Here is a 22537-nt window from a genome sequence, read left to right on the forward strand (position 1 = left end):
CGCAGCAAGCCTCCTCCTGGTCCCGCGCGCTCTCCTGCCCGGCAGGGCTATTCCCCGCCTGCCAGCCGGCGCATCTGCTCCAGCAAAAGCTCCATCATATGCTGCTCGGAAAACTCGGTGCAGACCCGCTCATACCCGGCTTTGCCGTAAGCCTCCCGCAGCGCGGCATCCTCTGCCAGGGCGCGCATGGCATCTGCCAGCGCCTGGGCATCCTCCGGCGGCACGGTAATGCCGGTTTTGCCATGCAGGCTGACGTATGGCACACCCGAGGGCAGGTTTGTATTGATGACCGGCCGGCCAAAGGCCATAGCCTCCAGCTGCACCAGGCCAAAGGCCTCGCTCCTGGCCACCGAGGGCAGGACGAACACATCGCAGTCCCGGTAGCAGGCTTTGAGCTGGGCATCCGAAAGGCCGGAGAGAAAGTGCACCGCCCCCTCTCTTCCCATGCGCCGGGCCTCTGCCTCCAGCTCCTCCCTCAGCGGGCCGCCGCCCACGATAAACAGCTCTGCATTTTGCACTTTTTCAAACGCCCGCAGCAGCACATCCACGCCTTTATAGTAGACCAGCCTGCCCACGAACAGGAATTTGACCGTCCCCTCCTGCCCCTGCTCTTCCAGCGGCGAAGTTTTGGCGGCATCTTTTTTATATTCCTCCACGTTCAGCCCGAAGGGGACGACGCGGCATTTCTCCCGGTAAGGCCCCAGATAGGCCGAGCCCTCGATATGCCCTTGGGTCGCGACGAAAATGCGGTCTACCCGGCGCAGAAACGCGTTCATAATCGGGCGGTAGAAAAACATCAGCTTTTTCTGGCGCACCACATCCGCATGCCACCAGACCGCGGTCTTTCCTCGATAGCCCGAGAAGAGATAGGCCAAATCCCCCAGCGGGAAGGGCATATGGAAGAGCAGCACATCCTGCCCTTTGCAAAGCCTGCGCAGATCCCGGAAAAACCCGAAGGAGATGGGCATGGAAAACTTCGTGCCCAGAGTTTTGGAGCGGATAACGGGGACGCCGCTCACCTTCTCCTCTTTCCTCTCTCCCTTTTTCTGACAGACCAGTACCTGCATCTGCGTCTGCCCGGCCAGCCCCTCGGCAATCTGCTGGGCCACCCGCTCCACACCGCCGATATCCGGCGCATAGAGCTTGTTGATTTGAAGTATGCTCAACTTTTTTTCGCTCATTTTTTCTCCTCCGCCGCCGCACTCTTGATGGCGGCATAGAAAATCTGCGCGGATTTTTCCCAGGTAAACTGGGCGGCGCGCTCCAGCCCCTTTTGGATGAGGCTTTGGCGCAGAGCTTCGTCCTGCTCCAGCCGCGCGATGGCCGCCGCGATCTCCCGCACGCTATACGGATCGGCCAGCAGCGCCGCATCCCCCGCCACTTCAGGGAGCGACGACGTGCTCGCCGTAACCACAGGCGTCCCGCAGGCCATGGCCTCCAGCGGCGGAAGCCCGAAGCCCTCGTAGAGCGAGGGGAAGAGGAAAATCTTGGCGCCGCTCATGAGCAGAGGGACGTCTGCATCCGCGACGTAGTCTGTAAAAATCACATCCCTCTCGATGCCCAGCTCCTGCACAGCCGCGAAAATGCTCTCATACAGCCAGCCCTTCCTGCCCGCCAGCACCAGCCTCGGCCCGCCCGGCTTTTTAGAGCGGGCATATGCCTGCACGATGCGCTCGATATTCTTCCTGGGCTCCAGCGTCCCCAGATAGAGGTAGTATTCCCCCTCGATATGATAGCGCCGCTTGGCCTTCTCAACGGCATCCGCGGCATAGCCCGGGTGATACAGGCTGTGATCCACGCCGTTTGGCATGACGACGATCTTCTCCTCTGGAATTTTCAGGTATTTGACGATCTCCTCCTTGCTGAACTGGGAGACGGTTACGATCTTATCTGCCCGCTTGCAGGATTTTTTCAGGCAGAGTTTCAGCATAATTTTGGTTTTGAGGTTCATGGTCTCCGGGAAGGCTTTTACCACCATATCGTGCACGATGGTGATCTTTTTGCCAAAAACGCCCGGAGGCACATAGAAATTGAAAAAGCAGGTTACATCTGCCTTCTTGCCGAAAAAGCGGTGAAAGGCCAGCGGAAAGAAGGGCCAGATCATCTTATAGTGCCGGGAGCTGATCACCTGGCAGGGGTTTAGGGCATATCCCATTTCCTGATATTGTTCAATGGCCGCAAGCTGCTCGCCCCCGCAGCCCTTGGCAAAATAATCGAGCACTTTTTCATCCCGGGAAATGCGCGGCAGTTCGCATACCAGCTGATGCGCCACAAAGCCGATGCCCGTCTTTTCCTTTTCGGCAAAAAGCTGCCCGTCCAGTTCGATTCTCATGCAAATGCGTCCTTTTCCATATAGATAGTTCCATCATATACGAAAACCCGCCGGATGGCAAACCTTTTGGGCGTCTTTTCGTGCGCCCCTCCCCCTCTCTGCGGCCGGTTACAAATTTTTTGCGCCGGCTTTGCCTGCAATCCGCCCCGCAAAGCCGCCGGTTTTGGGCCAGGCGCCCCCCGGAGCCGGGCATTTTCGCCCCCGATTCCCCACTTTGGCGCATTCCCCTGCGCCTGCCTGCCGCGCCGCCGCCCTCTGTGCATTGCGCAAAGCCGGTCTTCGTGATATACTTTGGCTAAACTCACCAAATAAGGGGCATATGCGGATGGCAAAAAGAAAATCCTTTTTCAATAAATACCGTGGCCAGGGCATTGCGCGGCTGTTTTCCATCGCGCTGCTTTCCCTGCTCGTCTGCGCCAGCATGACGCTGGCAACGCTTTTTGTGCATAACGTCTGGGATCGCTTCAGCAATGCGAACCTCTATGTGGTTCTGCCCTGGTTTTGGGTGATCACGCTCATCTCTGCCAGCTTTTTAGACTGCTTCAACTTCAGCGGCAAGCGCTATTATAACCTGCTGTATTCCATCTATATCTCGGCGCTTATCAGCAACGTCATCCTGCTGGCACTGCCCTATGTGGCCATCGGCGCGCAGCTGAGCAAGAAAATCGCCCTGCTCAACTTTGTTTTGGAGCTGGCCGTCCTGCCCCTTTGGCTGACGCTCTCGCGCAAATTCTATTTCCGCTGCCGCCCGCCGCTGCCCTCTGTGCTCATCACAGACGACCCCGAAGGCGAGGCTTTTGTGCTGGAAAAAGTCAACCGGTACAGCGAGAAATACCGGGTGGACGCCATCACTTCGCCAAACGACCGGGAGATCGAATCCATCATCTTGTCGCACAAGGCCGTCATCCTGGGCAAGCTGGGCACCATCGACAAAGCGATGTTCCTGCGCATGTGCGCCTCCATGGAAAAGCCCGTGCTCATCCGCCCGGATTACACGGATATCATGCTCTCCACTTCCCAAAGCGAACAGTTCGACGACCTGATGATGATCAGCGTCAACAAATTCGGCCTGACCGGCGGCCAGAGAGTCATGAAGCGCATTTTGGATCTCTGCTTCAGTATGCTGGCGCTGGTTCCGGCGCTGCCCGTTATCCTGCTCTGTGCGCTGCTCATCTTTTTGCAGGATGGGCATAACCCCTTCTTCAGGCAAAAACGGCTGACCCGCGGCGGCCGGGAATACGGCGTCTACAAGCTGCGCACCATGATCCCAGATGCGGAAAAGCACGTGGGGCCGGTGCTAGCCGAAAAGGACGACCCGCGCATCACCAAAATCGGCCGCATCCTGCGCTCGCTGCGCCTGGATGAGCTGCCCCAGATCTTCAATATCATCAAGGGGGATATGTCCATCGTGGGCCCGCGCCCCGAGCGCCAGTTCTTCTACGACGAATACACCAAAACCATCCCGGAATTTTCGCACCGCCTGGCCGTCAAAGCCGGGCTGACAGGCATGGCCCAGGTTTGGGGCCGCTATTCCACAGACCCATACGAGAAGCTCATGCTGGATCTGCTCTATATCCAGAGCTATTCGCTCATGCTGGATATCAAGCTCATGATCGAGACTGTGCGCGTGCTGTTCGTCAAGGAATCCTCGGAAGGGGTGGACGCGGGCGAAAACGCGCCGCATCCGAAAGGAGAGAAGAGATGAAAATTGTCGTCATCGAGCCGCTGGGCGTGGAAGAGACGCTCCTGCGGGAGATTGCAGAGCAAAAACTCGGCTCCGGGCATGAAATTATCATCCATTCCAGCCGCACCGCGGATGCCGGCCAGCTCATCGCCCGGGGGCAGGATGCGGATATCATCGCTCTGGCCAACCTGCCCTTCCCGGCAGAGGTCATCCGGGGCTGTGAGAAGCTTCAAATGCTCTCCGTGGCGTTTGCCGGCGTGGATCATGTGGCGCTCCCGGCCTGCCGGGAGCGGGGTGTCGCCGTCTGCAACTGCGCCGGATATTCCACTGCCGCCGTGGCAGACTTGGTTTTCGGCCTGCTCATTTCCCTCTATCGCCGCATTCCCGCCTGCGACACCGCCGTGCGCCGGGAAGGGACCAAAGACGGCCTCATCGGCTTCGAGCTGGAGGGCAAGAAATTCGGCATCGTGGGCGCGGGCGCCATCGGCTCCCGGGTGGCGGCCATCGCCCAGGCCTTTGGCTGCGAGGTTTACGCTTACAGCCGCACCAAAAAGGATTTGCCCGGCGTGTGCTTTGTCGATTTGGATACACTGCTCGAAACCTGCGATATCGTCTCCCTGCATACGCCGCTCAATGAGCAGACCCGGGGGCTCATCGGCAGAGAGCAGATTGCCAAAATGAAGAAAAACGCCGTGCTCATCAACACAGCCAGAGGACCGGTGGTGGACAGCCAGGCGCTGGCCGACGCCCTTTCCAGCGGCTGCATCGCCGGCGCGGGCATCGACGTGTTCGAGAGCGAGCCGCCCATCGCCGCGGATCACCCCCTGCTGGGCGCGCCCAACCTGCTGGCCACGCCGCACGTCGCCTTCGCGACAAAAGAAGCGCTGGTCAAGCGGGCGCATATCGCCTTTGAAAACATCGCCGCCTATCTGAAGGGCGCGCCGCAAAACCTCATCCCGTAAAAAAGCGCTCCGGCGCTTTTTTTAGAAAATCGCAAAATGCCGAAACCGCGAATTATTTGCCCAAAAGCAGGAGTGCGCCGCCGGCGCGGCGAATGCTATGCCAAGAAAGAATCAGGAGGGATCGTTATGAACCAAGTGTTAGAGAATATCAAATCCAGAAGAAGCATCCGCTCGTTTCTGCCAAAGCCCATTTCCCGGGAAGATTTGGAGATCATCGCCCAGGCCGGGCAGTATGCGCCCACAGGCATGAACCGCCAGCAGTTCCAGTTCACCGTGCTGACCAGCCAGCCAAAGCTGGCAGAGCTGGCCAAAGCCATCCGAGAGGAAATCGGCGCAGACGAGAGCTACAATTTCTACGGCCCAAGCGCCCTCATCCTGCTCTCCTGCGATCCGGAAAACCACAACGGTATGCTGGACTGCGCCTGCGCACTGCAAAATATCTTCCTGGCCGCGCACAGCATGGGCATCGGCTCTGTCTGGATCAACCAGCTGCGGGATATTTGCGATAAACCCGCCGTCCGCCGGGTTCTGGACGGGCTGGGCGTGCCGGGGGATCACGTGGTCTGGGGCATGGCCGCGCTGGGGTATGCCGCAGAAACGCCTGCCGCCGCGCCGCGCAAAAGCCGGGTCGTTTTCGCGGATTAGCTTTGCTTGACTTTGCCGCTTTGCTTATGCTAGAGTTGTAGATGCGGCGTACGCCGTATTTTACTTCAAGGAGATTAGAAATGGATCGGATTCAAGAGAGAGCAAAGCTGGCAGAGCGCCAGGCAGAGATGCTCAAAAGCGTCGATCAGGCAGAGCTGGATGCGATGGCTCAGGCAATTTTGGATGCGGAGCGCATCTTCGTCTCGGGCTGGGGCCGCGCGGGCAACAACATCAAAATTCTTTCGATGAACTGCTCCCAGATTGGCCTTAAGACGCACGTCGTGGGCGATAACTCCTGCCCTTCCATGAATGAGCGGGATATTCTCATCATTGGCTCGGGCTCGGGCGGCACGAAATCCATGCTGCTTTTCGCCGGCCAGGCCAAGAGCCACGGCAGCAAAGTCGGCCTGATCGTGGGAAAGCGCGGCTCCAAGCTGGAGGAAATCGCGGATTATACCGTGCATATCGACGACAACCTCATGATCGCCAACGATTACTGCCCGCCGGAAGGCATGGCCACGCTGGAAGAGCAGCTGGTGCAGTCTAACGCCTATTACCCGGTGATGCAGTCGGTCTGCGACACCATCACGGCCTACTGCGCGGATAAGCTGGGCGTGACGCCCGAGGATATGGGCCGCAATCACAACAACATCGAATAAATCGAATCAGAAGAGCGCCGCATTGCGGCGCTTCTTTTTTGCCGCAGGGCAGGCCGCGCGCATGGAAAGGCGGCGGTTTTTGCTTCTCCCGCCCCCCAAAACCGCGGTTTCGCATAAAAAGCTTGTGGTGCCGCCCGGCGCAGTATATAATAGGCTCAGGATTTGAAATACTCTTAAAGGAGAGAAAGAAATGGATTTTTTGGAAGAGAGAAAAAAGCTGGCCGCGCATCAGGCAGAGATGCTCACAAACGTGGATCAGGCAGAGATTGACGCGCTGGCCGATGCCATGGTGGCAGCAAAGCGCATTTTCGTCTCGGGCTGGGGCCGCGCCGGCAACAACATCAAAGTGCTGGCGATGGACTGCTCGCAGATTGGCCTTAGAGCCTATATCGTGGGCGACAACACCTGCCCTTCCATGCAGGAAGGCGATATTTTCATCATCGGTTCGGGCTCGGGCGAGACCAAATCCATGGTGCTCTTCGCGAATCAGGCCAAGAGCCACGGCGTGAAAATCGGCCTGCTGGTGGGCAAGCGCGGCTCGACGCTGGAGAGCCTTGCGGATTACACCGTGCATATCGAGGATACCGTCATGATCGGCTCGGGCTACAAGCCGGATGCAGAACTGACCGAGCTTTCCGCTCTGGTGCAGACCAGCGCGTTCTACCCCGTCATGCAGACGGTGGGCGATGTCATCCGGGCGTGCTGCGCCGTGCGCATCGGGGCGGATCGGCAGACGATTGCGAAAAACCACAGCAACGTGGAGTAGGCAGATACCAAAAAAGCGCCAGAATTCCGGCGCTTTTTTTGATGGGATGAAAGCCGCCGCCCCGGCGCCGCATATACCGGCACTTTGCCGCCGCAGGGCGATGGGCCGCCGGCTTCGTTCTGATAAACGGCAAAATAAGCGGCCATGCCGGGATGCAAACATTTCGCTCCGGCCATGGCCGCCAAAGTTTTAGATGCTAAAACCGAAACAGATTCAGCCCAATCTGCTCGTCAAACGCGCGTTCCACCTGCCCGTCGATGACCTCAATCACCATCTCGCAGGTCGCGCTGACAACCGCCCTGTTGAGATGCCCGCCAAACACCTGCCCCTTCTCATTGCCGGCGCTCATATGCAGATGCGCGTAGAACTGGCCGTCCATCGTGCTGATGGTGCCCGTCAGGGAGACGATCTCATGGTCTCCGCGAAATTCGTTGGCGTAATATTTCTTTTCCCCGGTTTTGAACACGCCGACGGTGAAATCGTCCGTGGCTCCAAGGGCGCGGATGCTGGCCAGCCGAACCTGCTCTTTTTCCGCAATTTTTTGGATTTGCTCCAGAATTTCCTCTCCCTTATCCATTCTGGCGACGATGGTATTTGCAAACCTGCGATACTCCATATTCTCTCCCCCTTTTGAGCCTTTTCCGGCTCAGAATCAAAACCCGCAGAATCCTGCGGGCATTTTGCTATTTCCCTTTCTCCGCCTGGTAGAAGGCTTTCAGCTCCCGCTTTGCTTCGGGCGGCAGATCGTGCCAGCGCACGCCCCGCACAGCGCCTTCCAGCGCCTGCAAAGCCGAAAGGCAGATGCCCGGGTCTGCCAGCGCACGGATTTGCCTCCAGGCCTGCTTGGCGCCCATGGCCCCCAGCTGCTCCGGCGTCTCAATCCCAGCCTCTTTTAGCTTTTGCACCATCACTGCCCCGAGGTTTGGCAGCTCCTCCAGCCTGCTCACAGCGAGAAAACTCCTCCGTAAATCGGCGCATTGCCCGTCCACTTGGCCCAGGCGCTGTTGCCGTAGTTAAAGTGCCACCATTCCACGCTGTCCGGGATAAAGCCGGCGTCTATCATGGCAAAATAGAGCAGACGGCGGTTCTGTCGGATGCGCTCATCCCTGCCGGGGGCCTCGTAGTATTCCGGAAAAGCGGCATCGCCAAAATAATCGAAGCCCGTCCCCATATCCAGCTCGGCTCCCTGCTCATCCACAATGGTCAGATCCACCGCGCCGCCTGTGGCGTGCAGAGGCGGGAACAGCGCATCGCTTCCCGGCGGGAACACGAATTTTCTCGTCTCCTCAAAAATCTGCTCTTTGGAAAGCGCCGGCTGTTTTTGGGCAATCTCCGCGGCATAGGCGTCGAAAATCGCCTGCTGCACGGCCACCGGACGCCAGATATCCCAGAGCTTGAAGCGGCAGCCCTCGGGCAGAGCCTTCGCCGCCTTTTTCAGGCGCTCCAGCGCGCCCTCCCGGATATAGATTTCCTCCAGCGCGCCGCTCAGCCCCTGGGCGAAATAGGCAGATGCGCAGACAAACTGCTCCGGGCACTCTTTTTGAATGCAGACCAGCGCTTCGCCGTTTTCCACTGCCGCCGCGGCGGATTCCCGGACGCCGGGAAAAGGCGGAATCATTCTATGCTCCAATGCGCGCGCATCCCCCTTCTGTCTCTATCTGCACACTGCGAAAATCCTGATGATATTCATCGGCGGCCTGCACAATGCCCTCTTCATCTTCCTTGGTCGTCTCGTCCGCCATGGCGACGACATAGAAGCCCGCGGCTTTTGCGGTTTTGATGGCGTAATACGCGTCTTCAAAGACGACGGTATCCTCCTGCCGCTCGCCCATAAACTCCATGGCTTTGAGGTAGATATCTGGGAACTCCTTGCCCCGTCCCACTTCCGTGCAGGTATAGATCTGGGAGAAATAATCATAAAGCCCGTTTCTCTTGAGGGCCGCCTCGATGAGATAGCGGTCCGTGGCCGTGGCGGCGCAGATTTTCACCCCGTTTTCCCGGAGCAGCTCCAAAAACTCCCGCACATAGGGCTTGGCCTCAATCGTATGGAAATAGCGCTCTTCCAGCACTTTGTTGATGCCATCGGCCACCTCGTCCGTGCTGCCGGGAACGCCGTACTCCATCCGGAACACATCCGCCGATTCCTGAAGGCTTAAAGGCTTTAGCTTATCTTTGAGATCCGGCTTTGGCTTTTTGCCGTAGCCTTCCAGAAAAATCTCGAACATATGCCGCCAGTAGTACATGGAATCCAGAAGCGTCCCATCCAAATCAAAAATTGCTGCCTTTATTCTCACGCGTTCTCTCCTTCTCTAAAAGTCAAAACTTCCAGCAAAATGATACCATGCCGCTTCCGGCGTTGTCAAAGAAAAGAAACGCTTGACATTGCTTTTTTTGCAGGGTATCATAAGGTTAGTAAAAAAGAGGTAGCTCAAAATGAAACACTTCGCAAAGGCAGCTGCATATTATTACTTTTACTTTATCTACTTTATGGATAAAGTCTTTTCGCGTGCCACTGCCAGGGCCTCAAGTTTCTAAGTGCTGCCGAATCATCGGAAAGCAAATGCAGTGTGCGAAAAGCCGCTGCATTTTTTATTTTTCCAAGGAGTTTATCATTTTTTATTTCAAGGAGCAGGAAAGCCATGATTATCATCCTCAAAAGCAACCCAGATGAGCAGCAAAAGCAAAACCTCATCACCTGGCTGCACAGCCTCGGCCTGGATACGCATATGAGCCAGGGCGAATACCAGACCATCCTCGGCCTTGTGGGCGATACTTCCAAAGTCGATCTGGACCTTATCAAGAGCCTGGAGATCGTCCAGGACGTCAAGCGCATCCGGGAGCCGTATAAGAACGTCAACCGGGATTTCCACCCGGATGATACCGTCCTCGAAATCGGCGGCGCGAAAATCGGCGGAGGCAATTTCCAGTTCATCGCCGGGCCCTGCTCGGTGGAGAGTGAAGAGCAGATCATCGAAGTGGCAAAAGCGGTGAAAAAATCCGGCGCACGGCTGCTGCGGGGCGGCGCCTTCAAGCCGCGCACTTCCCCCTATGCCTTCCAGGGCATGGGCGCAGAGGGCATCCGCCTGCTTCTCGAGGCCAAGAAGGCCACGGGCATGCCCATCGTTACCGAAATTATGAATATCTCCCAGCTTCCGCTGTTCGCGGATATCGACGTCGTCCAGGTGGGCGCGCGCAACATGCAGAATTTCGATTTGCTCAAAGAGCTGGGGCACAGCGACAAGGTCATTCTCTTAAAGCGCGGCCTGGCCAACACCCTGGAGGAGCTGCTCATGAGCGCCGAGTATATCATGGCCGGGGGCAACGAGCGCATCATCCTCTGCGAGCGGGGCATCCGCACGTTTGAGACATACACGCGCAATACGCTGGATATTTCGGCGGTTCCGCTCATCAAGATGAAATCGCATTTGCCTGTGGTGGTGGATCCTTCCCACGCCTCCGGGCATTCCTACCTGGTGGAGCCGCTGGCGCTGGCAGCAGCCGCCGCCGGCGCAGACGGGCTGATGATCGAGGTGCATAACGACCCTGCCCGGGCGCTCTGCGACGGCCCGCAGTCTCTCTCGCCCCAGATGTTCGATGAAGTGGCGGGCAAAGTCAAAAAAATCCTGCCCGTGGTGGGCAAAGAGCTTGGGAGGTAGCGGCGTGAAAATCGGCATCATCGGCCTGGGGCTGATTGGCGGCTCCATGGCAAAGGCAATTACCGAGCACACGGATCACACGGTGCTGGGCGCGGATCTCGATTCCAGCGTCGTCCTCAAAGCAAAGATGACGAAGGTCATCTCCGAAGAGCTGCGGGAGGAAGATCTTCCCTCCTGCGATATGCTCATTTTGGCGCTCTATCCCCAGGCGACGGTGGAATATATCCGCTCGCACGCGGAAAAAATCAAAAAAGGCGCGCTGGTCATCGACTGCTGCGGCGTCAAGGAAGTGGTCTGCGAGCCGCTTAAAAGCGTCGCCGCAGAGCATGGGTTCACCTTCATCGGCGGGCACCCCATGGCGGGCACCGAGCATTCGGGCTTTGAATATTCCCTGGCCTCGCTGTTTTCCGGCGCTTCCATGATCCTGACGCCCTACCCGGATCACGATCTTTCCTGCGTCGAGTTCGCCAAGGAGTTTTTCCTGCAAATCGGCTTTGGCAGCGTCATCATCACGACGCCGCTCATCCACGATAAGCGCATCGCATTCACTTCCCAGCTGGCGCACGTCGTCTCCAACGCGTATGTCAAAAGCCCGACGGCCGTCAATTTTAAGGGCTTTTCCGCCGGCAGTTTCCGGGATCTCACCCGGGTCGCCTATCTGAACGAGACCATGTGGACCGAGCTGTTTTTGGAAAACAGGGAAAACCTGGCCGAAGAGATAGACTGCATCGCAGAGCGGCTGAAAGAATACAGCGCGGCGCTCAAGGCGCAGGACGCCGATACGCTTCGCCGGCTTTTAAAGGAAGGAAGAGAGCTCAAGGAGAAGGTGGATCGCTTATGAGAAACGTGCATGTTCCCATTCGGGAAGGCTATGAGATTTTGATTGGCCCCGGCCTGATCCGGGAGGCGGGCGCGCGCATCGCCGGGAAATTCTCGCCCAGCGGCATTGCCGTCATCACAGACAGCACGGTGGACGCGCTCTATGCGGATGCCCTACTCTCCTCCTTAAAAGAAGCGGGCTTTGCCCCCTGCAAATACGTCTTTCCAGCAGGCGAGGCCAGCAAGAATCTATCGACCTATGCCAAGATTCTGGAGTTTCTGGCTGAGCATGGGATGGACCGCAAATCTCTCATCGTCGCCCTGGGCGGCGGCGTAACCGGGGATATGGCCGGGTTTGCCGCGGCGACTTACATGCGCGGCATCCCCTATGTGCAGATTCCCACCACCCTTCTGGCCGCCATCGATTCTTCCGTGGGCGGCAAGACGGCGGTGGATCTCCGGGCGGGCAAAAACCTCGCGGGCGCGTTCCATCAGCCCAGCCTTGTGCTCTGCGATACGGCCGCGCTGGAAACGCTCTCCCCCGAAATTTTTGCAGACGGCGCCGCCGAGGCCATCAAATACGGCGTTCTTCATTCCACAGCGCTGTTCGAGCAAATCTGCCAAAATAAAATCGGCGCAGACCGGGAGGAAATCATCGAAAAGTGCGTGTGCATCAAGCGCGATTACGTCGCCCAGGATGAGCGGGATACCGGCGCGCGCCAGTTCCTCAATCTCGGGCATACCATCGGCCACGCCATCGAGGCTTGCAGCAATTTCACCATCTCGCACGGCCACGCCGTGGCCATTGGCATGGTGCTCATGGCCCGGGGCGCGCACCGCGCCGGTCTGCTGAAAGAGGACTGCTCGCAGGAAATCGCCCGGGCCGCGGCCGCCTTTGGCCTAAAAACCCGCTGCCCCTATGATGCGAAGGCGCTCTATGCCGCGGCAGGCCGGGATAAAAAGCGGGGCGGCGCCAGCATCACGCTGGTGCTCCCGGAGCAGATCGGAGCCTGCCGCCTGGAAAAAGTTTCTATGCAGACGCTGGGCGAGATCATCCGCCTGGGGGTGGATGCATAATGGATATTCGCATCTCTCCTTCGCGTCTTTCGGGCAGGATTTCTGCCATCTCCTCCAAATCCGATGCGCACCGCGCCCTCATTTGCGCGGCGCTTTCGGATGCGCCCACAGAGCTCTCCTTAAACGGAAGCTCTGTCGATATTGAGACGACCATCCGCTGCCTGCAAAGCCTGGGAGCGGCTTTTGACGTCTCGGAAAACAGCATCCGCGTCCGCCCCATCGGGCGCGCCGCCCAGGCCGCAGAGCTGAACTGCGCAGAGAGCGGCTCGACCCTGCGCTTTCTGCTGCCCGTCGCCGCGGCGCTGGGCTGTGCGGCCAGCTTCACCGGCCAGGGCAGGCTGCCCGAGCGCCCGGTTTCCCCGCTGAAGGAGGAGCTGGAGGCGCATGGCTGCCAGCTGGACCGCGCCCACCTGCCCATCGCGCTTTCGGGGCAGCTGCAAAGCGGGGTGTTTACCCTGCCCGGCAACGTCAGCTCCCAGTTTCTGACCGGCCTGCTGCTTTGCTTTCCCCTGCTGCCCGAGGGCGGGGAAATCGCCCTGAGCACGGCGCTGGAATCCGCCGGATACGTCGAGATGACGGTGCAGACCATGCGCCGCTTTGGCGTCCATGTCCAGCGGACGGAGCGGGGGTTCTGCGTCCCCGCCGGGCAGCGGTATCGCTCCCCCGGCCGGCTGGCCATCTGCGGAGATTGGTCCAGCGCGGCGTTTTGGCTTTGTGCCGGGGCGCTCTCGGGAGAAATTGCCTGCGGCGGCCTGGATGAAAACTCCGCCCAGGGAGACCGCGCCGTAGAGCCGCTGCTGGCCCGGATGGGCGCGCAGGTCTGCCGGGCTGGGCAGGAGGTTACCGTGCGCCCGGGGGCGCTCTCGGCCATCCAGATCGACGCGGGCAATATCCCGGATCTCATTCCCGTGCTGGCGGCAGTGGCCGCGGCGGCATCCGGAAAAACGCATATCACAAACGCCGCCCGGCTGCGCATCAAGGAGAGCGACCGCCTGCGCTCGGTTACGGACATACTCCGCCGCCTGGGCGCAGAGATAGAGGAGCTGCCGGATGGGCTCATCATCCAGGGCAAGCCGCGCCTGAAGGGCGGCGAGGTTTTCAGCTGGGGCGATCACCGCATCGCCATGTCTGCCGCGATTGCCTCCCTAAGCTGTGAAAAAGATGTTATAATAAGAGATGCGCAGGTCGTCTCCAAATCCTATCCCGGGTTCTGGGCGGATTTTGAAAAACTGGGCGGCAGGATCACTACCTTATAAATCGGAGGGAAGCGCCATGTCTTCTCATATCGGAAAAAATATTACCGTCTCTATCTTTGGGCAATCCCATAGCCAGGCGATTGGCGCCGTCATCGACGGCCTGCCCGCCGGCTTTGCCGTGGATATGGGGAAAGTGCGGGCCTTTCTGGCGCGCAGAGCCCCCGGCCGCGCGGCCTATGCCACGGCGCGCAGGGAGGCGGATGAGCCCATCATCCTCTCCGGCCTGGCAGAGGGCAAAACCTGCGGCGCGCCGCTGGCCATGCTCATCGGGAACGGCGATACCCGCTCCAAAGACTACGAAAAACTGCGGGATGTTCCCCGGCCCGGCCACGCGGATTTTACCGCGAACCTGCGCTACGGCGGCTTTCAGGATGTGCGCGGCGGCGGGCACTTTTCCGGCCGGCTGACTGCCCCGCTCTGTTTTGCCGGGGCCATCTGCCTGCAAATGCTGGAACAGCGGGGCGTCTTTGTCGGCGCGCATATCGCCTCCGTCGCGGGCATATCTGATGCGCCGTTTGACCCGGTGCGCGTCTGCCCGGCGGATTTGCAGGCCGTTTCGGCCAAGCCCTTTGCCGTCATAGACGATGCCGCCGGCGCGGCCATGCAGGAGAAAATCGCCCAGGCCAAGGCGGATCTGGACAGCGTGGGCGGCACCATCGAGTGCGCCGCCGTCGGCTTCCCGGCCGGCATTGGCGATCCCATGTTCGATGGCCTGGAAAACCGCCTGGCCGCGGCGCTGTTCGGCATCCCGGCCGTCAAGGGCCTGGAGTTCGGCGCGGGGTTCGCGGCGGCAGAGATGCGGGGCAGCCAGAATAACGACCCCTTCTTTCTGGAAGGAGATCGGGTTTTGACCAAAACCAACCACGCCGGCGGCATTCTGGGCGGCATCAGCACGGGCATGCCCCTGCTCTTCCATCTGGCCTTCAAGCCCACGCCCTCCATCGCAAGAGCGCAGGATTCGGTCTCGCTTTCCCGGAAAAAACCCGAGAAACTGGAGATTGCCGGGCGGCACGACCCGTGCATCGTCCCAAGGGCGGTTCCCGTGGTAGAGGCGGCGGCGGCCATCGTGCTGCTGGATGCCCTGCTGGGCGCATAGCTTCGCAAGCAAGGCCAAACCGGCCATGTTATATTATTTTCAAACCCTGGATGAAAGGAAATTTCTATGGATATCAACCAAGCAAGAGAAAAGCTCAACGGGATCGACGACCAGCTAGTCTCCCTGTTTGCCGAGCGGATGCACACGGTGCTGGCCGTGGCGCAGTATAAGAAGGAGCATAACCTGACCGTGCTGGATAAAAGCCGGGAGACGGATATTTTAAACCGCGTTACCGAAGCGGCAGGCCCCGAGCTTGCGGGGTATACCAAAGTGCTGTTCAGCACACTGTTCGATGTCTCCCGCTCCTATCAGAGCCAGTTTATCCACAAGGATTCCGCTCTGCAAAAGGAAGTGCGCCAGGCGCTGGAGCAGACGCCCGCCAAAATGCCGGATCAGGCCATCGTGGCCTGCCAGGGCGTGGAGGGGGCATATTCCCAGGCGGCCTGCGAAAAGCTCTTCTCCCTGCCCAGCATCATGTATTTCAAATCCTTCGAGGCGGTGTTTAACGCGGTGGATAAGGGCATGTGCCGCTATGGCATCCTGCCCATCGAAAACAGCTCGGCCGGCTCTGTCAGCCAGGTTTACGACCTGATGAAGAAGTTCCGCTTCTCCATCGTGCGCAGCGTCAAACTGCGCATCAACCACACCCTGCTGGTCAAAAAAGGCACGCGGCTGGAGGATATCCGGGAGATCTATTCGCATGAGCAGGGGCTGGCCCAGTGCAACGAATTTCTGCGGGAGCACCCGGAGATCAAGGCGAATGTCTATGAGAACACCGCGGTTGCGGCCAAGATGGTCGCCGATTCGGACCGCACGGATATTGCCGCCATCTCCTCCCGGGAATGCGCAGAGCTCTATGGCCTGCAAATTCTCTCGGATCACATCCAGAACAGCGACAACAACTACACCCGCTTTATTTGCATCTCCCGCGCCCCGGAGATCTACCCCGGCGCAGACAAGATGAGCCTGATGTTCACCCTGCCGCACCGCCCGGGCTCGCTTTACAGCGTCATCACCAAGTTTGCCACCCTGGGGCTCAACCTGACCAAGATCGAGAGCCGCCCCATCCCCGGCAAGGATTTCGAGTTCATGTTCTATTTCGATGCCAGCGTCTCGGCGCATTCGGATGCGCTTCTAAAGCTGCTGGCCGAGCTGGAGGGGACGCTGGAGCAGTTCTCCTTCCTGGGCTGCTATGCGGAGACCTTCTAATATGGCAGAATACGGGCTTTTAGGGGAAAAGCTCTCGCACAGCTTTTCTCCCCAAATACACGCGCAGCTGGCGGATTACGACTACCAGCTCATCTCCCTGCCCCCCGAAAAGCTGGATGGCTTTCTGCGGGAAAAGCAGTTTCGCGGCCTGAATGTTACCATCCCATATAAGAAGGCCGTCATCCCCTATCTGGATGAGCTTTCGCCCATCGCCCGGCGCATCGGGGCCGTCAACACCATCGCCAACCGGGGCGGCAGGCTCTTTGGCGACAACACGGATTACGCCGGCCTGGGATACGCCATTGCCCGGGCGGGCATCTGCCTTTCCGGCAAAAAAGTGCTCATTTTGGGCAGCGGGGGCACTTCCAAAACCGCCCATGCCGTGGCCGAGGATCTGGGCGCTCGGGAGATTTTCACCATCTCCCGCTCGGGAGAGCACAACTATCAGAACCTCTCCCGCCATGCGGATGCCCAGATTATCATCAACACCACGCCTGTGGGTATGTTCCCGCAGAACGGCCAGGCGCCCCTTGGCCTGGCGCAGTTTTCGCGGCTGGAGGGCGTGGTCGACGTCATCTATAACCCGCTCAAAACCGCGCTGCTGTTAGAGGCCGAGGCGCTGGGCATCCCGCATACCAACGGCCTGCCCATGCTCGTCGCCCAGGCAAAGGCGGCCTGCGAGGTGTTTCTGCAAAAGAGCATTTCCCAGGAGAAAACCGAGCAGATTTTGAAAAACCTGGAAAACCGGCTGAGAAGCGTGGTGTTCGTCGGGATGCCGGGCAGCGGCAAAACCACGGTGGGCCGCCTGCTGGCCGAAAAGCTGGGCCGGGAGTTTATCGACAGCGACGACGCCATCGCGCAGAGCGCCGGAAAAAGCGTCCCGGAGATTTTCGCAGAGGAGGGCGAGGCCGGCTTCCGCAAGCGCGAGCAGCAGGCCATTGCCCAGCTGACCCAGCGCCTGGGCACCGTGCTCTCGGTGGGCGGCGGAGCGATTCTCCTGGAAGAGAACCGCAGGGCTCTGCGGCAAAACGCCGCCGTGTTCCTGCTGACCCGGGATCTGGAAAAACTGCCGCTGGACGGCCGCCCGCTTTCCAAAGACCCTGCCGCCCTGCGAAAGCTTGCGGAGGTGCGCGGGCCGCTCTATCAGGCCGTCTGCGATTTTGCTGTGGACAACAACGCCTCCCTTTCGGATACGCTGGAAAAAGTGCTGGCCCTGCTGGGCGAGGAGATGCCAAAATAAGCGTCCTCCTCTGGCTGAAGCCGATGCTCTGGCCGCCGGCACAATCTGCCGGGCGGCGCGGACTCTCTGGCTTGGTCTGCCCGAATTTATCGCCGCGGCAAGAGGCCGCCCATCTTTTCTCTTTTGGTTTTCGCGCGAAACAGGAACGCTTGGCCGGCAATTCGGCTTTGCTTTCTAAATTGATTATCATAGGAGTATTCTCATGAAATTTCTCATCATCAACGGCCCGAATATCAACATGCTGGGCATCCGGGAAAAAAACATCTACGGCGAGGGCTCGTATCAGAGCCTGCTGAAGCTCGTGCAGGAGACTTGCCAGAGCCTGGGCATCGAGTGCGAGTGCTTCCAGTCCAACCACGAGGGCGATATTGTGGATGCCATTCAAAAGGCCTACGGCAACACGGACGGCATCGTCATCAACCCCGCCGCCTATACGCATACCAGCATCGCCATTCTGGATGCGCTCAAGGCCGTGAGCATCCCGGCCGTGGAAGTGCATATCTCGGATGTCTATCAGAGAGAATCCTTCCGGCATATCTCCTACCCCGGCATGGCGTGCGTCAAATCCTTCATCGGCCTGGGGCTGGATGGATATGTGCAGGCAATCCGGTTCCTGAAGCAGTATCTGGAAAGCGGCAATGAAGCGGGAAGCATACTTTAAAAAGGTTTACGAGATCGTGGCTCATATCCCGCCCGGGCGCGTGGCGACCTACGGCCAGCTGGCGCATCTTGCCGGGTTTGGCCATGCGCCGCGCATGGCGGGGCAGGCGCTCTTTTTTGCGCCCGAAAACCTGCCTTGCCACCGCTGTGTCAACCACTGCGGCAGGCTGGCGCCGGATTTTCCGGATCAGCGCGCCCGGCTGGAGGCCGAGGGCGTCTGCTTCCGCCCAAACGGCAACGTGGATCTGAAAAAGCATCTCTGGGACCCTTACAGGGATTAGCCAATCTCCTTCCATTATCTGGAACATACAGCCCTAAAACGCTCCTTTTGCAATTCAAGCGACTAACGTTCACTATGTACCGAACATTGGTCGCTTCTTTTTTTATTTATTTCGAGAAATTTTCAGAGAATCGTAAATATCTCTTGAACAGATTGTGAATATCTTTTATAATTCATATATAAAAGGAAAGATTTCGCCTTTTTCCGCGCGGAGAGGGCGAAAGCGCGCAAAGGCAATCCGATTGGCTTCAAATTTGTTTTTGCGCTCAGCCATTTTTTAGATTCTAAACAAGCCACAGCGTGGCTTGAAGGGAGAAATTTTATGAAACCAACGAGCAAGACATACGAGATCAACATCGCCGGCCTGCTGCGCGAGCTTCCCATCGTGCAGGTTGCGGACAATATGTGCATCGCCAGCTTTGTTCTGCTGGGCGACTCCCAGCTGGTCATCAAAGCGGCCGCAGAGCTTTTGCCAAAGCTGCCCGAAGTGGATTATCTGATCACGGCAGAAGCCAAAGGCATTCCGCTGGTGCAGGAGCTGGCCCGGCTGATGAATATGGATCGCTATTTCGTCGCCAGAAAGAGCATCAAGCCCTATATGGTCAACCCGTTCGTAACCGAGGTCTATTCCATCACGACGCAGAAAAAGCAGATTCTCTGCCTGGATGAAGTGGAGGCCAAGATGATCGAAGGCAAGCGCATTTTGATTGTGGACGACGTCATCAGCACGGGCGAATCCCTCAAGGCCATGGAAGCGCTGGTCAAAAAAGCGGGCGGCATCGTCTCGGGCAAGGCTGCCATTCTGGCAGAGGGCGATGCAGGAGCGCGCGACGACATCATCTTCCTGGAATCCTTCCCTGTTTTTAAATTTTAACCCCGGCAAAAGGAGTTTCTCTTGAATTATCGTATCCAAAATCTTACTTATCAGTATACGCCGGACGGCAGCGAGGTGCTCAAAGATATCAGCCTGGAAATCCGGCAGAGCGCGGTAACGGCCGTCGTCGGCCCCTCGGGCTGCGGCAAGACGACGCTGGTCAATATCCTAAGCGGCGTCATCCCAAAGCTTGAGAGCAACGGCGTTTTGCAGGGCGAGCTGGAGCTGGGCGAAAACCCGCTGGTCAGCGTCGTCAGCCAGTCGCCGGAAAACCAGCTGTTTGGCTATGGCGTGGAAGATGCCATCGCGTTTGGCATGGAAAATATGGGCCTTCCTGCCCAGGAAATCTCCGAGCGCCTGGAATATGTGCTGGATCTGCTGAATTTGCAGTATCTGCGCAAGCGCTCTGTTGCGGCGCTCTCGGGCGGGCAGCGGCAGGCCGTCTGCATTGCCTCTGTTTTGGCCATGCGTCCCAATATTCTGATCATGGACGAGCCCGTCAGCTCGCTGGACCCCAACGGCAAAAAGATGGTGCAGGGTGTGCTCAACCAGCTCCGCGCCGACGGCACGACGGTGCTCATCGTGGATAACAACCTGGAATGGTCTGCCGGGATCGTGGATCGGGTGGTCGGCCTTTCGGATGGCCAGGTGCTGTTCGACGGCGAAAAAGAGGAGTTCTTCCGCAACTTCGATTTGCAGGAGAAGCTGGGCGTTACCATTCCTCAGGAGGCAGAGATCTACCGCGCCATGGCGAAAATCCGCCCGGAAATTCCCATGTTCTATTCCATGCAGGGCGCCCTGCAGCAGCTGGACGCGCTCTTCGCCCAAAAGGAGCTTCCCGACTCCGCCGCTCAGGAACTGCCCGAAGAGGCGTTTTTGACGGCGCATCAGCTCAATAAAATATTCGCGGACGGCTTCCACGCGCTCAAAGATATCAACACTTCCTTCCCCAAGGGGCAGGTGGTGGCCATCATGGGGCAGAACGGCTCGGGCAAGACGACGCTGGTCAAGCATTTAAACGGCCTGCATAAGCCCACCAGCGGCGACGTCCGCTATAACGGCCAGTCCACCCTCAAAAAGACGGTGGCGCAAATCTCCAAAAACATCATTCTGGTATTCCAGCACCCCGAGCACATGCTCTTCGAGCAGACGGTAACCCAGGAAATTACCTTCTGCGCCCGGATGCAGGGCCTTCCCTTTACGGATGAGCAGGTTGCGGAAGTGTTGGAAAAATACGGCCTGGCCGCAGATGCCGAGACCTTCCCCATCAACCTTTCTATGGGCAAGAAGCATCTACTCACCATCCTCTCGGTGCTGTTTTCCAGCGCAGATGTCGTCATTTTGGACGAGCCCACCCTGGGCATGGATCTGCATATCAAAAAACAGCTGGAGGAGATCATCGCCTTCCTCAAAGAGCAGGGCAAGACGGTCATCATGATCAGCCACGAGATTCCGCTGGTCTTCAAAGTGGCGGACAGCGCCGTCATTTTAAGCGGCGGCAAGAAGATCTACGAGGGCGGCAAAGAGGCCCTCGCCCGCAGAGACGATATTTTTGATTCCATCAACATCAGCCTGCCCCCTGTCGTCCGGCTTTCCCGGCGCTATGGGTTTGGCAAAGTGTGCTACAACGTCGAGGAATTTGCAGAGCAGGCCGCGGCTATGCTGAAAAGGGAGGATGCCTAACTATGGATTATTTGCAGTATGTCGATAAGGATTCCCTCCTGCACCGCCTGGATCCCCGCACGAAGTTCTTCTTCTTCCTGGCCATGGCCGTGCTGACGTCTCTCACCAAATCCGCCGCGGCGCTGGTATTTTTGTTCCTGTTCTTCCTGGGCATCTGGCTGAGCTGCGGCATCATGCCCGAGATGGGCAAGCTGCTGAAACAGCTCAAAGCGCTTCTGATATTCATCTTCCTGCTCTGGTTTGTGCTGGGGCTGTTTGAACGGCCTCCGGTAGAGGGCGGCCCCATCTTCTATGAGGGCAATGTGCTCGGGATGAACATCTGCTTCGATTGGTACGATTTCTACAAGGGCTTTGTCTATTCCATGCGCATCTACCTGATGATCGCCTCCTTCTTCATGGTGCTCATCACGACCAACTTCAGCGAGATCATTCTGGGCCTCTGCAAATGGCATATGCCCTATTCCATCAGCTTTGCCATCGGCCTGGTGTTCCAGATCATCCCCATCATCATCACAGAACTGCGGGCCATCATGGAAGCCCAGAGCTCCCGCGGCCTGGAAATCGAGGAATGCGGCACGGCGACAAAAATCAAGAACTATATCATTTTCTCGATTCCTCTGCTGTTCCGCGTCATCGGCAAGGGCCATGCCATCTCGCTGGCCATGCACTTCTATAAGCTGAACTTTGGCGTCAAGCGCACGTCCTATAAAACCATCAAGGCATCCAAATACGACGCCTGGTTCCTCCTGGCAACTGCCGTTGCCATCGCCGGGACGGTCGCTCTGCGCTTTCTCTTCTATATCCCGGTTTAATGCGGGAATAGAACAAAAACCGAAAGGAGTTTCAAACCATGATTGCAAAGTGGGAAAATCTATCGAGAGACCAGCTTTCCGCGCTGGATAAGGATAATACCATCGTCCTGCTGCCCATGTCTGCCACAGAGCAGCACGGCCCGCATCTTCCCGTGGGCACGGATTCCATCATCTTAAGCACGCTGATGGATAAGGCCATCGAGGCGGCAGACGGCTATTCGGGCGGCAACGTCATCTTCGCGCCGCAGCTGCACATCGGCAAGAGCAACGAGCATATGGATTTCTGCGGCACGCTGACTTTCTCCGCCCAGACCTACTATGCCCTTCTGCACGATATTGCCGGCTGCATCGCAAAGCACGGCTTCAAAAAGCTGGTGCTGTTCAACAGCCACGGCGGCAACACGGATATGGCCAACCTGCTTTCCCGGGATCTTCGCATCGATTTCGGCCTGCAGGTCTATGTGTTCGATTGGTGGTTCACCTCCTTCTGGGCAGAGGCCCGGGAGAAATATCAGCAGTCCGGCCCCTACGGCATCTTCCATGCCTGCGAGCTGGAGACTTCCCTGATGCTGGAAGCACGGCCGGAAACCGTGCGCATGGATCTCGCGGTAGATGAAGACCCCGCCGAGTGCTTTACGGGCGATAAGTTCGTCACAGTGTTCGGCCCCGTCAACGCCGGCTGGCGCACCAAGGATGTAACCAAAAGCGGCGTCATCGGCGCGCCCACCTATGCCACCAAAGAAAAGGGACAAGCGTTTTTCGCGTACGCGGTCGAAAAACTTTTTGCAATTTTGCAGGAAATCTCGCAAATCAATTATTAAAAGAGA

General features: G+C 58.3%; 24 protein-coding genes. 18 read left to right on the forward strand and 6 right to left on the reverse strand.

The window, feature by feature from the left end; all coding sequences use genetic code 11:
* Positions 1 to 47: 47 nt before the first annotated feature.
* A complete protein-coding gene (locus AALG83_06350; GenBank protein ID MEY8382775.1) occupies positions 48 to 1181 on the reverse strand; it encodes a glycosyltransferase in 1134 nt (377 codons plus the stop codon).
* Positions 1178 to 2332, reverse strand: a complete 1155-nt coding sequence (locus AALG83_06355) for a glycosyltransferase family 1 protein (protein ID MEY8382776.1) — start codon at positions 2330 to 2332, stop codon at positions 1178 to 1180. The genes AALG83_06350 and AALG83_06355 overlap by 4 nt, the downstream gene beginning before the upstream one ends.
* A 325-nt stretch (positions 2333 to 2657) precedes the next feature.
* Here AALG83_06355 and AALG83_06360 point away from each other — a divergent pair, with 325 nt between their 5' ends.
* The 5 genes from AALG83_06360 to AALG83_06380 all read left to right on the forward strand — a co-directional run bounded on the left by AALG83_06360 (position 2658) and on the right by AALG83_06380 (position 7048).
* Positions 2658 to 4037, forward strand: coding sequence for a sugar transferase (locus AALG83_06360; GenBank protein ID MEY8382777.1), 1380 nt, complete (start codon positions 2658 to 2660; stop codon positions 4035 to 4037).
* Complete coding sequence (locus tag AALG83_06365; GenBank protein MEY8382778.1) at positions 4034 to 4978, forward strand: 2-hydroxyacid dehydrogenase; 945 nt, start codon at positions 4034 to 4036, stop codon at positions 4976 to 4978. Before AALG83_06360 ends, AALG83_06365 begins: the two co-directional genes overlap by 4 nt.
* Before the next feature lie 126 nt (positions 4979 to 5104).
* The gene (locus tag AALG83_06370) at positions 5105 to 5623 is read left to right on the forward strand and encodes a nitroreductase (protein MEY8382779.1); all 519 of its coding nucleotides are present in this window, start codon (positions 5105 to 5107) and stop codon (positions 5621 to 5623) included.
* Positions 5624 to 5703: 80 nt separating this feature from the next.
* A complete protein-coding gene (locus AALG83_06375) occupies positions 5704 to 6282 on the forward strand; it encodes an SIS domain-containing protein (GenBank protein ID MEY8382780.1) in 579 nt (192 codons plus the stop codon).
* A 190-nt stretch (positions 6283 to 6472) separates the two neighbouring features.
* Entirely contained in the window at positions 6473 to 7048 is a 576-nt protein-coding gene (locus AALG83_06380; protein MEY8382781.1) for an SIS domain-containing protein, read from the forward strand.
* Between the two features lie 196 nt (positions 7049 to 7244).
* Here the strand turns inward: AALG83_06380 and AALG83_06385 are convergent, their stop codons facing one another.
* The 4 genes from AALG83_06385 to AALG83_06400 all read right to left on the reverse strand — a co-directional run bounded on the left by AALG83_06385 (position 7245) and on the right by AALG83_06400 (position 9342).
* Positions 7245 to 7664, reverse strand: a complete 420-nt coding sequence (locus AALG83_06385) for a PPC domain-containing DNA-binding protein (protein MEY8382782.1) — start codon at positions 7662 to 7664, stop codon at positions 7245 to 7247.
* 67 nt (positions 7665 to 7731) lie between these two features.
* Complete coding sequence (locus AALG83_06390; protein MEY8382783.1) at positions 7732 to 7995, reverse strand: TfoX/Sxy family protein; 264 nt, start codon at positions 7993 to 7995, stop codon at positions 7732 to 7734.
* The gene (locus tag AALG83_06395; GenBank protein MEY8382784.1) at positions 7992 to 8666 is read right to left on the reverse strand and encodes a M15 family metallopeptidase; all 675 of its coding nucleotides are present in this window, start codon (positions 8664 to 8666) and stop codon (positions 7992 to 7994) included. Before AALG83_06395 ends, AALG83_06390 begins: the two co-directional genes overlap by 4 nt.
* A 1-nt stretch (position 8667) precedes the next feature.
* The gene (locus AALG83_06400; protein ID MEY8382785.1) at positions 8668 to 9342 is read right to left on the reverse strand and encodes an HAD family phosphatase; all 675 of its coding nucleotides are present in this window, start codon (positions 9340 to 9342) and stop codon (positions 8668 to 8670) included.
* A 345-nt stretch (positions 9343 to 9687) separates the two neighbouring features.
* On the opposite strand from AALG83_06400, the gene aroF reads away from it, so the two are divergent.
* The 13 genes from aroF to AALG83_06465 all read left to right on the forward strand — a co-directional run bounded on the left by aroF (position 9688) and on the right by AALG83_06465 (position 22531).
* Positions 9688 to 10704, forward strand: coding sequence for a 3-deoxy-7-phosphoheptulonate synthase (aroF, locus tag AALG83_06405; protein MEY8382786.1), 1017 nt, complete (start codon positions 9688 to 9690; stop codon positions 10702 to 10704).
* A gap of 4 nt (positions 10705 to 10708) precedes the next feature.
* Positions 10709 to 11545 (forward strand): prephenate dehydrogenase, encoded by an 837-nt coding sequence (locus AALG83_06410; GenBank protein ID MEY8382787.1) that lies wholly within the window; start codon positions 10709 to 10711, stop codon positions 11543 to 11545.
* Complete coding sequence (gene aroB / locus AALG83_06415) at positions 11542 to 12600, forward strand: 3-dehydroquinate synthase (GenBank protein MEY8382788.1); 1059 nt, start codon at positions 11542 to 11544, stop codon at positions 12598 to 12600. The genes AALG83_06410 and aroB overlap by 4 nt, the downstream gene beginning before the upstream one ends.
* Positions 12600 to 13856 carry a 3-phosphoshikimate 1-carboxyvinyltransferase gene (aroA, locus tag AALG83_06420; GenBank protein MEY8382789.1) on the forward strand — a complete coding sequence of 419 codons (1257 nt, stop codon included), beginning with the start codon at positions 12600 to 12602 and terminating at the stop codon, positions 13854 to 13856. The genes aroB and aroA overlap by 1 nt, the downstream gene beginning before the upstream one ends.
* A 16-nt stretch (positions 13857 to 13872) precedes the next feature.
* The gene (aroC, locus tag AALG83_06425) at positions 13873 to 14952 is read left to right on the forward strand and encodes a chorismate synthase (protein ID MEY8382790.1); all 1080 of its coding nucleotides are present in this window, start codon (positions 13873 to 13875) and stop codon (positions 14950 to 14952) included.
* A gap of 66 nt (positions 14953 to 15018) precedes the next feature.
* Positions 15019 to 16161: a prephenate dehydratase gene (gene pheA, locus AALG83_06430; GenBank protein MEY8382791.1), complete on the forward strand. Its 1143-nt coding sequence runs from the start codon at positions 15019 to 15021 to the stop codon at positions 16159 to 16161.
* A 1-nt stretch (position 16162) separates the two neighbouring features.
* Positions 16163 to 17401: a shikimate kinase gene (locus AALG83_06435; protein ID MEY8382792.1), complete on the forward strand. Its 1239-nt coding sequence runs from the start codon at positions 16163 to 16165 to the stop codon at positions 17399 to 17401.
* Positions 17402 to 17603: 202 nt separating this feature from the next.
* A complete protein-coding gene (gene aroQ / locus AALG83_06440) occupies positions 17604 to 18062 on the forward strand; it encodes a type II 3-dehydroquinate dehydratase (GenBank protein MEY8382793.1) in 459 nt (152 codons plus the stop codon).
* Positions 18040 to 18342: an MGMT family protein gene (locus AALG83_06445; protein ID MEY8382794.1), complete on the forward strand. Its 303-nt coding sequence runs from the start codon at positions 18040 to 18042 to the stop codon at positions 18340 to 18342. The genes aroQ and AALG83_06445 overlap by 23 nt, the downstream gene beginning before the upstream one ends.
* Positions 18343 to 18663: 321 nt before the next feature.
* Entirely contained in the window at positions 18664 to 19215 is a 552-nt protein-coding gene (locus tag AALG83_06450) for a phosphoribosyltransferase family protein (GenBank protein ID MEY8382795.1), read from the forward strand.
* A 21-nt stretch (positions 19216 to 19236) separates the two neighbouring features.
* A complete protein-coding gene (locus tag AALG83_06455) occupies positions 19237 to 20898 on the forward strand; it encodes an ATP-binding cassette domain-containing protein (protein ID MEY8382796.1) in 1662 nt (553 codons plus the stop codon).
* A 2-nt stretch (positions 20899 to 20900) separates the two neighbouring features.
* Positions 20901 to 21710 (forward strand): energy-coupling factor transporter transmembrane component T, encoded by an 810-nt coding sequence (locus AALG83_06460; protein ID MEY8382797.1) that lies wholly within the window; start codon positions 20901 to 20903, stop codon positions 21708 to 21710.
* Positions 21711 to 21748: 38 nt separating this feature from the next.
* Positions 21749 to 22531, forward strand: a complete 783-nt coding sequence (locus tag AALG83_06465; protein MEY8382798.1) for a creatininase family protein — start codon at positions 21749 to 21751, stop codon at positions 22529 to 22531.
* Positions 22532 to 22537: the final 6 nt, after the last annotated feature.

Source organism: Christensenellaceae bacterium 44-20 (genome assembly GCA_041223705.1).
GTDB lineage: Bacteria > Bacillota > Clostridia > Christensenellales > Christensenellaceae > QANA01.